The organism is Caulobacter sp. D5 (assembly GCF_003185805.1).
In the GTDB taxonomy this organism is placed as follows: Bacteria; Pseudomonadota; Alphaproteobacteria; order Caulobacterales; family Caulobacteraceae; genus Caulobacter.
The window spans coordinates 1-9,860 of record NZ_QHJY01000014.1 but is presented as its reverse complement, the minus strand read 5'-3'; the positions used below and the strand labels follow the sequence as shown (position 1 = coordinate 9,860).

The window sequence follows — 9,860 nt, the reverse complement described above, 5'->3', positions numbered from 1 at the left end:
ACGGCCGCGGGCTCCCGCCGCCAGGCCGAAACACCAGCCCTCAGGCCATGGCGCATCCGGATGGCCAGGCGTTCGGCGGGGCGGACGTCCTGGACGCGGTTCATGTATTCCGGCGAGATCAGCATCGAGATCGCCACTTCCTCCAGCGGCGCGCCCTGGGCGAGGCTCTTGCTGTGAGCGCCGAAGCCGCCGCGGTCGGGCTCGCGGCCCAGCAGCAGGCGATAGCAGCCGATGACGAAGTCGGGCCCCTTCAGGTCCCACAGCGATTCCAGCGACCGCTCGAGGTCGAAGTCCTCCACGATCATGCGCCAGAACACCTCAGGTTCGTGCGCCTTGTAGTGCAGTCCCTCATAGGCGTCGGAGCTGATGAGCCCCAGCACGAAGGCCGTCTTGCTGATGTCGCCGCCCACATCGGCCAGGTCCGAAGGGTTCGGATAGCGGTGGAAGATCTGCCGATAGGCCGCATCGACGAAATCGCCGCCCGTGGGCTTGGTGTAGAGACGCAGCAGCAGGCGGTGGATCCGGCGATCCCAAGGCTCCGCGCGCGACGGACGAGCCGCCAGCGGCGGATCGATATACCCCCGGAGGATGTCGTAGATCAGGAGCAGTTCGCCGCTGATCTCGCCGGTCTCGGCCCGCCCGATGTTCAGGGCCAGGGTCCCGGCGTCCGGGATTTCCTCCTCGCCGTCAGGCGAGAAGGCCTCGAACTCCACCAGGGTCGGCCAGCGGCCCGTCACCGCCCAGAACAGCGGCATCAGCGCCGAACCGGCCGGCGCGGCCCTCACCGTGCGCGCCGCCTCGAGGCGGTCGACGCGTTCCCAGAAGCCGCTCTCGACGGTCGCCGGCCCGGCCACCTCGTCGATCCACGCCGCCATGCCCTCGGCGCAGGCCTGCCAGGTCGGCAGGGTGCAGTTGCGAGCCTCGCGCCGGAGACGTTCGGCTTCCTTGGCGTCCAAGAGCCGCGACAGCGCGGCGTAGATCGCATCGACCGTCGGCTCGGCCAGCCTCAGCTGTCCGCACGGATCGACATAGCGCAGGGCGGGCAGCTGCTCGCTGACCACGACCGGCACGCCGAGATGCAGACACTCCAGCGGCGGCAGGCCGAAGCCCTCGTCCTTGGAGACGTAGATGCCCGCGGTCGAGGCGGCGATGACCTCGGCGACGGCCGTGTCCGGCAGGCCGCGATGCCATTGGATCCAGGGCGCGCCCTTCACGATCTTGTCGAACACGTCGGACTCGCTCGGGGACAGCCATCCCTTCTTGCCGAACAGCTGGACCTCGAAGCGGCGGCCCTCGTCGTGCAGCCGCTTCAGCGCCGTCAGCACCTCGACGGGATACTTGCGCGGCTCGACCGTGCCCAGCACGCTGAAGAGCGGCACGGCTGGAGCCGGCTCGGTGCGCCGCGCACCGAAGGAATCCGCGCCCAGCGGGAAGATCCGAACGTCGTCGGCCTCGGGCTTGCGGCGGACCCGGGCCACCTCGTCGGCCGTGGCGTGGGATATGGCGCTGACGTTGCCGGCCTTACGGACGATCTTCAGATAGTTCAGCAGGACCGAGGTGTGCGCCCAGTCCACGTGCGGATAGAACTCCGTACGCAGCCAGAGGATCATGTCGTAGGTCAGCAGGAAGAACTTCTTGGGATGTTCCTCGGCGAGCTTTTCGAAGGCGGCCACGCGGCCGGGATCGAAGAACACCTCGCACGCCAGGACGGCCCGCGCCGCGCTCAGGGCCTCGTCCAGCGGCAGCAGGGCGCCCTGCTCGCGCACGAACATCCGCAGACGCTCCAGGCCGTACAGGCCGCGCGGCGTCGTGCCGTGGTGCAGCTGGCTGAGCGCCTCGATTTCCTCGAACGGCTCCTGGAAGAACGCGGTCATTTCTTCGAGCGCGTAGTCCGGCAGGACACGAACGGTCCCGTCGGCCTCGAAGATGACCGGCGTCAGCGCCTTGTTCGGCCAGTTCCTCAGCAGCTCCCAGGTCGTGCGCTGGATGCCGGTTCGGGTCGGTTCCGCGAAAAAGCCCGAAAGATCCATCAGGATCCGGCCGTTCAGCAGGAAATTAAGCGTTTTCTGGTCCAAGTCCGACTTCCTGTCAGGGTCAGAGGTCTAGAACGGCCGCGGCGTAGTCGTCCCAGCTTCGTCCCTGCAAATGCGCACGCCTGACGGCGTCGTCGCGTACCCGGATGTCCTGCGAATCCAACAGGTCGAGGATCGCCAGCGCGATGGCCGGCGGGCTCAAGGTGTCGGGAACGCGAGTGATGAAATGCGGCGCGTCGTGCGCGTCGGCGAGGCTTTCGTTGACGATCGACCACAGCCCGGTGGCGATGCATTCGGTGACCGCCCCCGACAACTGGCCGAAACGGGCCTTGCGGAACTGCATGCCCAGATCCGCGGCGAGCAGGAAGTCCACGTAGCGGTCCGGAGAGGTCGCGCCGTGGAAGACGAGCCGGTCGGCGACCCCGAGCGAAGTCGCGAAGTTGCGCAGGTTCGTCGTCGACGTCTCGTCGACCCCGCCCACCAGGTGAAGGGTCGCGTGCCGGTCGTACTGCCGCAACTGGTCCAGGACCTGGATGGACTCGTAGATTCCCTTGCTGGGATCGACCCCGCCGAAGGTGCAGATGTTGAGCGTGTCGGAGGTGAACCCGACCCGGCCACGCGCCTGCAGGATCCGGCCTGGCGAAAACAGCTCTTCGGGAAACGCCGTGTGGACGGGCAGGGGCGTGACCACGCTGTCGCGGCCGTAGAAGTCCCGCAGGGTCGTTTCCATCGCCTTGGTGAAGACGAACATGCGCGTGCTGGCGGCGACCACCTCGTCGAGCATGGGCAGGGGCAGCTTGCGGCGGTCGCGGGCCCAGTCGTCGAGGTCGCCGTGACCGATGGGACGTCCCAGAGCGTCGCTGGCCATCGCCGCCACCCGATCCAGTCCCCGCGTATGCAGATAGTATTCGAACATCCGGGAGTCGTGGAAGATCGCCTCGCCGCCGTTCTCGAGCAGCATGTCGTGTACGAAGGTGTGATAGAGCGAGTTGCCGATCACGTAGAAGACCCGGTCGTACTCGGCGAAATCGATGTCCTTGGGACGAATGACGCGGTGCCGGCCCGGCCCGTGCGGGCGCGTGGCCGCCTTCAGCGTGGCCACCGTGACGTCGGCGCGGGCCATGAAGGCCGGCATGCCTTCGGCGTGCAGCTTGCCGACCCCGGTCGGCTCGGGCGGATAGGGCGTCACGAACAGGATCGAGGGTCGGTCGCCGGGCGCGCGACGGGCCTTGGCGACCGGCTTGGCGGCCGCCAGCGAAGCCGATTGGGAAGCAGGCTGAGAAGCGGGCTGGGAAGCGGATTGGGGCGCCTTGACGGCCTTGGTCGCCGACGCCCTCGGCTGGGCCTTCAAGATCTCGGGCCAGACGCGCTCGCCGATGCGCTGGAACCGGAAACGATCGGCCATGCCGGCCTGACGGCCGATCATCGCCGCCCGCCACGCCGGATCCAGGGCCGAGGTCATCAGCGCCTGCAGCGCCTCGACCGAATGCGGATCGAATGCAGGTCCCTCGAGCAGTTCCAGGTGCGCTTCGCAGTTGGAGAACAGCGCCAGCCCCCCCGAGGCGATCGTTTCGACCACGGGGATCGAGAAGCCCTCGATGAACGACGGCACGATCGACGCGACGGCGCGCTGGTAGGTTTCCGAGATCACCTGGTCGCTGACCCAGGGCAGGAAGCGCACGCGCGACCAGTCGACCAGTTCCTTGGCGCCGACGGTGGAGCGGACCCTGAGCTGGGCGTCGTCGTCGTAACCGCCGATGACCAGCATCGTCACGCCCGCGAAGTCGCCGCCGCCGCGCCCGAACGCCTTCAGGGCGACTTCCAGGTTCTTCCGGTCGTTGTCGCCCGCGACGGTCACGAAGAAGCGCTCGGGGAACGCCGTGCCCGACGCCTCTCCCTCGCCGCTGCCGCGCAGGAAGAATTCATCGTCCACGATCACGCCCGTGACCAGGGTCGGGATGCTTTTGGAAACCAGTTCCTTGATCTTGTTTTCGGTCGATACCGAAATAGGCAGCAGAAGGTCGTATTCCTTGAGCGCCTTGGTGTTGTTGATCAGCACCTTGGCGACATCGTCGCTCTTGATGAGACCAGCGAAGTCGTGCGCGATGAAATCGAACACGATACCGATCTTGGTGATGCCCAGACCCGGCGGCACTATCCATCGCTCACCGTTGTTGAGCGGGACGCAGTTCAGATAAAGCCCGTTCGCAACGGGCTTGAAGACACTGGTGATCTCGTCGAACAGGGCCTCGTCGGACTCCGACATCGCCGGCGCGGCGTTGTCGACCAGCGCAATGAGCTTCATCCCAGCTCGAATGTGCTTGGGGATCGAACCGATCAAGTCTCGCGCATGCCTGCCGATGCCCCGCCCACGAAAATGCGGCTGCTGTAGACAGCGGGCATCGACAAATAAGTGTTTGAGTAAAGTCATGGTAAATATACACTCACGCGCGATTACTTGGTTAGGTAATTTGATTTCCCTATGACCACAAAATCCGCGCCTCGCTGAATTAAGGCGATCAGCAGCTGGTTGTCCGTCAGATTTGAGTGCGTTGGGCTTACACAAGCAACTTGAGATGGTCAAGTCGCGCGACTAATTGCTACCCTTGGTCGACATAGGTCGGAGTGATTCATGCCGCTGAACGCCGCGCCAGCTGAACGGGGCCTCGTGATCGTCGGATCGGGGGGCCACGCCAAGGTCATCATCGAGATCGCACGGGCGGAAGGACGATTTGACCTCGTGGGCTGCACCGACAGCCACTCCACCGCGCCGGACGTTCTGGGCGTGCCGATGCTGGGCGACGACAGCATGCTGCCGGGCCTGCTGGCCAACGGAACGCGGCACGCCTTCGTCGCGCTGGGCGCCAACGCGCTGCGGCTGAGGCTCGGGCGGGCGCTGCTCGCCCAGGGTTTCGAGATGCCCAGCCTGATCCATCCGTCGGCGATCATCTCGCCGTCGGCCCGCATCGGCCGCGGCGTCGCGGTGATGGCCGGCGCCGTCATCAACGCCAGCGCCGAGATCGGCGACTTCTGCATCGTCAACACCCTGGCCTCGATAGATCACGACTGCGTGCTCGAGGACGGCGTGCACGTGGCGCCCAGAACAGCCCTGGCCGGCTGCGTCCATCTGGAAGAGGCCGTGTTCCTGGGTGCTGGTGCGGTGGCCATCCCTGGGATAAGGGTTGGAACACGTACAGTGATCGGAGCCGGGGGCGTCGTTGTCAGCGACCTTCCACCCAACGCTGTCGCCGTCGGCGTTCCCGCCCGACCTAAAATACTGTAGTAAATAGACACCGGACAAGGTATATGCTTGATCGAATTCCAATTGCGAGCCCTGTTCTGCGTGGAAACGAGATGCGCTATGTTCAAGAGTGCATCGAGACTACTTGGATCTCTTCGCAAGGGAAATTCATCCAGGCTTTCGAGCAAATGTTCGCCGATTTCTGCGGCGTAAAACATGCAATCGCCTGTAACAATGGCACCACGGCGCTGCACCTGGCGCTCGTCGGCCTGGGCGTGGGTCCCGGGGACGAGGTCCTGGTCCCCGACCTGACCTACATCGCATCGGCCAACTGCGTCCGCTACTGCGGCGCCGAACCGGTCTTCGTCGACTGCGACCCCCTGACCTTCAACATGGATCCGGCCGCGATCGAGGCCAGGATCACCCCCCGGACCAAGGGCGTCATGCCCGTGCACCTGTTCGGACAGCCGTGCGACATGGATCCCATACGGGAGATCGCCGAACGGCGCGGGCTGTTCGTCGTCGAGGATGCGGCCGAGGCGCACGGCGCCCGCTACAAGGGCGGGCGCGTCGGCGGACTGGGCGACTGCGCCAGCTTCAGCTTCTTCGGCAACAAGATCATCACGACCGGCGAAGGCGGCGCCGTCACCACGAACGACGACGCTCTCGCCGCGCGCCTGCGCCTGCTCCGCGGCCAGGGCATGGACCCCGAGCGTCGCTACTGGTTCAACGTCGTCGGCTACAACTACCGCATGACCAACATCGCCGCCGCCCTGGGCGTGGCGCAGATGGAACGCGTCGACGAGGCCCTGGCCTTCCGCAAGGAACTGGCGACTTGGTACGACGAAGACCTGGCGGGCGAGCCCCTGATCATCCGCCCCCATGTCGAACCGTGGGCCGAGCACAGCTACTGGATGTACTCGATCATGCTCGATCCGGCGGTGACGGTTTCGCGCGACGAGGTCATGGCCAGGATGAACGGGGCCGGCATCGAAACCCGGCCGGTCTTCCATCCCATGCACGTCCTGCCGCCCTACGCCCAGTCGGCGGCCCCCTTCCCCAACGCCGCCTCCTGCGCGGCGCGGGGCATCAGCCTGCCCACGCACGAGATGCTCAGCCGGGACGACGTCACCCGAGTCTGCGCGGCCTTGGCGGACGCCATACGCCCGACCTGAAGGCGCCGGGAAGGCGCCGCCCCCGCGAAACCGCGGGTTGCAAGTCCGCGATGGAGACTGTAGCACGCGGAGCCCTTGTCACTGAGCCGGCCTCAGCGCGTTCGAAAATGCCATGAACATCTTCGCCCCTCTGCTGGACCGAGCCGAGCGCGCCCCAGGCGGGCTCTTCTGCCGCTTCGTCTCGAAGGGGCGAACCACGGACATCACCAACGCGGATATCGTCCGTCGCGCCAGCGGCTACGCGGCGGCCCTCCGCGACCGTGGCGTGAAGCCCGGCGACATCGTCTTCATCGTGCTGGAGCACTCGCCCGACCTCTACGCCAGCTTCATCGGCTGCGTCATCGCCGGCGCCGCGCCCAGCTTCATGTCGCCGCTGACGCCCAAGCAGGACCCGGCGATCTTTCGGGCCGGCTTCGCGACGTTGCTGGAGCGGGAAAAGCCGCGCCTGACGATCGTTTCGTCAACGACGGCGGCCGTGCTGCCCGACGACCAGCCCCACCTCGACAGCGGAGAGGTCGAGCCTTGCGACACCGTCGGGCGCCTGCGGTCGGACGGCGACGAGGTGGCCTTCCTTCAGCACAGCTCGGGAACCGTGGGGCACAAGAAGGGCGTGATGCTGACCCACGCCCAGGTCCACAGGAACGCGCGCGACTACGCCCACGTCATCGGCCTGGACGCCCGTTCGACGGTCGTGAGCTGGCTGCCGCTCTATCACGACATGGGCCTCATCACGAGCTTCATGGCCCCCGCCATCGTGGGCTGCCCGATCGTCTCCATCGATCCGATGGAATGGGTGTCGCGGCCGGCCATGCTTCTGGAATGGCTGTCGTGCTCGGAACGAAGCTATGCCTGGCTGCCCAACTTCGCCCTGCAGCACATCCTGCGCACCGACCGCAAGCGCGATTGGGACCTGAGCAGCGTCGAGGCGATCATAAGCTGCTCGGAGCCCTGCCGCACCGGCGCCGTGGACGCCTTCACGGCCCGCTACGCCGACATGGGGCTGAAACCGGCCGCCCTCGGGGCTTCCTACGCCATGGCCGAGACCGTTTTCGCGATCACCCAGACCGAGATGGATGAGCCGCCCCGCCCCGGCCGCCTGCCGGCGACGCGCGGTTTCGTTTCGTCTGGCAAGCCCTTGCCGGGCGTCATAGTGGATATCAGGAACGATCGGGGCGAGGCCCTCGACAACGGCGAGATGGGCGAGATCTGGGTGCGGTCGCCGACCCTCTTCGCGGGCTACTATCTTCAACCCGAACTGACCCGCTCGCGCCTGCACGAAGGCTGGTATCGAACTGGCGACGTCGGCGTGATCGAGACGGACGGCGCCCTCTTCGTCATCGGCCGCACCGACGACCTCATCATCACCAACGGCAAGAACCTCGTCGCCCACGAGATCGAGGATCTGGTCTCCACGCTGGACGGCGTCGTCCCGGGCCGGGTGCTCGCGCACGGGCTTTTCGACGCCGCCTCCAGCGGCACCGAACTGGTCATGCTGGTCGAGAGCTCCGTCGCCGAAAGCCGCCAGGTCGAGCTGGCGTCGACGATCCGGAAGACGGTCTACGCGGCCTGCGGCGTCCAGCCCGCCAGCGTCACGCTGCTGCCGCCCGGCTTCATCGTCAAATCATCGAGCGGCAAGCTGGCTCGCAAAGCCACTTGGCAGAAGCATCAGGAATTGGGGGAGAGTGTTGATGCAGGCTGAACTGACTGACTCCGAAGGCCTCGAGCGCATCCTGAAGGTCATGCGCCAGACCTTCCGCAATGGATCGACGATCAAGACCATCACGCCGGAAACGACCGCAGACGACGTCAACGGGTGGGACTCCCTGACGCACACGCTGTTCATCATGGCGCTGGAGGACGAATTCGCCGTCACCCTGCCCATCGAGGCCACCCTCGAGGCCGCCAACATCGGCGACCTGATGCGCCTCATCGCGGCCGCGCAATGAAGAAGGTCGTCATCTACGGCAACTGCCAAGCCGACGGGATCTTCGATCTCCTGAAACAGCTCCCCCAGGTGACCGAGCGTTTCTCCCTGGCCTACCATTTCGTCCGCAGCGCGCCCGAAGACGTCGATCGCCAGCGCCAGGAGGCCCAGGAGGCGGACGTGCTGCTGGCCCAGGACATCGGCGACTGGAGCTACTACGCGTTCCGCGACGACTATCGCCCCGACACGCAAATCGTCCGGTTTCCTTTCCTCTATCTCGCCAGCCTTTGGCCGTTCGACAGCCACCAGAACCCGCCCGACACCAAGGCCCAGGCGGAGTTCGGCCAGCATTCGCCGTGGGACTTCCCGTTCCAGGACAGCCTTCTGGGACGCCTTCGCGCCGAGGAGCCCGACCCTGAAAGGCGTTTCGAGACCTACCGTGAGCTGACGGTGGACGGGCTGCCCAACCTCGTCCGCTATCACGAAGCCGAAACCGCCCGGCTCCGATTGATGGATCGGAAATCCGACTACGGCCTGGGCCAGTACGTCATCGACAACTTCCGGCAAAAATCGCTGTTCCACACGATCACCCACCCGACCGCCCACCTTCTGATGACGGTGGCGGCGCGGATTCTGGCGCCCGTGGGCCTGGAACTCGACATCGACGCGCCGGTCAGCGACCGGCTGTCGGTGTTCCAGCCCCCGCTCCACCCGTTGGTGGCCGACAAGCTCAATCTTGAATGGGTCACGCCCGAGCAGACGTACAGCTTCTACGGACGCCCGGTGGACTTCGACACCTATGTTCGAAAGTACATCGAGGTCTACGGATAAGACCAGCAGACCGAGGCCGCCGCGACCACGGCGGCCTCGGGGCTAGCGCTGAACGGACAGCGGCGCGTCGAGAGCCGCGCGTTCGAAATCGAGGATCCGCGCGACCGTGTCGAGCACGTCGCGCCGGGGGGTCCAGCCCACCGCCTCGCGCAGTCGCGAAGCATCGCCGCCATACGAGGTCGGCGCGCCGCCACGCAGGCGCGAGGCGTCCACCTCCACCTTGATCTTCGCCGAGGTCAGGCTGACGAGGCGCTCGAGCATGTCGCCGATCCGCCTCGGACGCCCCGAGGCGACGTTGAAGACCGTTCCCGGCGCCAGGCTGGCCCGTGCATCGATCACCGCCAGATAGGCGTCGATGACATCGTCGAGATCCAGGAAGTCGCGCTCGTCGTCGAGACTGCCCACCTTCAGGACCGGCGGCTGAAGCTCGAGCTCGATGCGCGCGATCTGGCTGGCGAAGGCCGGAATGACGAAGAGGTTGGCCTGGCCCGGACCGATGTGGTTGAAGGGCCTGAGGACAAGGGTCTTCAGCCCGGCCTCGGCGCTCTGCCGGACCAGAATGTCGGCCGCCGCCTTGCTGGCGGCGTAGGCGTTCGACGGCTGCAGAAGAGCCGTTTCGTCGATCAAGACCCCGCTTTGGAAGCTTCGGCCATAGA

At 66.1% G+C, this 9,860-nt stretch carries 8 protein-coding genes; 5 read left to right on the top strand and 3 right to left on the bottom strand.

Going from position 1 to position 9,860, the window contains the following annotated elements; all coding sequences use genetic code 11:
* Both DMC18_RS01265 and DMC18_RS01260 read right to left on the bottom strand, forming a co-directional pair.
* The coding region (locus DMC18_RS01265; RefSeq protein WP_146217939.1) for a glycosyltransferase at positions 1 to 2,075 on the bottom strand (2,075 nt) is incomplete at its 3' end.
* Positions 2,076 to 2,094: 19 nt separating this feature from the next.
* Entirely contained in the window at positions 2,095 to 4,464 is a 2,370-nt protein-coding gene (locus DMC18_RS01260) for a glycosyltransferase (RefSeq protein ID WP_110132629.1), read from the bottom strand.
* Positions 4,465 to 4,665: 201 nt separating this feature from the next.
* Between DMC18_RS01260 and DMC18_RS01255 the strand changes: the two genes are divergently transcribed.
* From DMC18_RS01255 to DMC18_RS01235, 5 genes are all read left to right on the top strand, one after another.
* A complete protein-coding gene (locus tag DMC18_RS01255; protein WP_110132628.1) occupies positions 4,666 to 5,316 on the top strand; it encodes an acetyltransferase in 651 nt (216 codons plus the stop codon).
* Positions 5,317 to 5,339: 23 nt separating this feature from the next.
* The gene (locus tag DMC18_RS01250) at positions 5,340 to 6,449 is read left to right on the top strand and encodes a DegT/DnrJ/EryC1/StrS aminotransferase family protein (protein WP_110132627.1); all 1,110 of its coding nucleotides are present in this window, start codon (positions 5,340 to 5,342) and stop codon (positions 6,447 to 6,449) included.
* Between the two features lie 112 nt (positions 6,450 to 6,561).
* Positions 6,562 to 8,148, top strand: a complete 1,587-nt coding sequence (locus DMC18_RS01245; protein WP_110132626.1) for an AMP-binding protein — start codon at positions 6,562 to 6,564, stop codon at positions 8,146 to 8,148.
* On the top strand, positions 8,138 to 8,395 hold the full coding sequence (locus DMC18_RS01240) for an acyl carrier protein (protein WP_110132625.1): 258 nt from the start codon (positions 8,138 to 8,140) through the stop codon (positions 8,393 to 8,395). Before DMC18_RS01245 ends, DMC18_RS01240 begins: the two co-directional genes overlap by 11 nt.
* Positions 8,392 to 9,204, top strand: a complete 813-nt coding sequence (locus tag DMC18_RS01235; RefSeq protein ID WP_110132624.1) for a WcbI family polysaccharide biosynthesis putative acetyltransferase — start codon at positions 8,392 to 8,394, stop codon at positions 9,202 to 9,204. The genes DMC18_RS01240 and DMC18_RS01235 overlap by 4 nt, the downstream gene beginning before the upstream one ends.
* A 42-nt stretch (positions 9,205 to 9,246) precedes the next feature.
* Here the strand turns inward: DMC18_RS01235 and DMC18_RS01230 are convergent.
* Positions 9,247 to 9,860: GDP-mannose 4,6-dehydratase (locus tag DMC18_RS01230; RefSeq protein WP_146217938.1), on the bottom strand; the 614-nt coding region annotated here is incomplete at its 5' end.

Bases quoted from the DNA above. Each gene is read 5' to 3' on its own strand.
- DMC18_RS01240 (WP_110132625.1), top strand. From the start codon at position 8,138: ATGCAGGCTGAACTGACTGACTCCGAAGGCCTCGAGCGCATCCTGAAG.
- DMC18_RS01260 (WP_110132629.1), bottom strand. From the start codon at position 4,464: ATGACTTTACTCAAACACTTATTTGTCGATGCCCGCTGTCTACAGCAG.
- DMC18_RS01250 (WP_110132627.1), top strand. From the start codon at position 5,340: ATGCTTGATCGAATTCCAATTGCGAGCCCTGTTCTGCGTGGAAACGAG.
- DMC18_RS01235 (WP_110132624.1), top strand. From the start codon at position 8,392: ATGAAGAAGGTCGTCATCTACGGCAACTGCCAAGCCGACGGGATCTTC.
- DMC18_RS01245 (WP_110132626.1), top strand. From the start codon at position 6,562: ATGAACATCTTCGCCCCTCTGCTGGACCGAGCCGAGCGCGCCCCAGGC.
- DMC18_RS01255 (WP_110132628.1), top strand. From the start codon at position 4,666: ATGCCGCTGAACGCCGCGCCAGCTGAACGGGGCCTCGTGATCGTCGGA.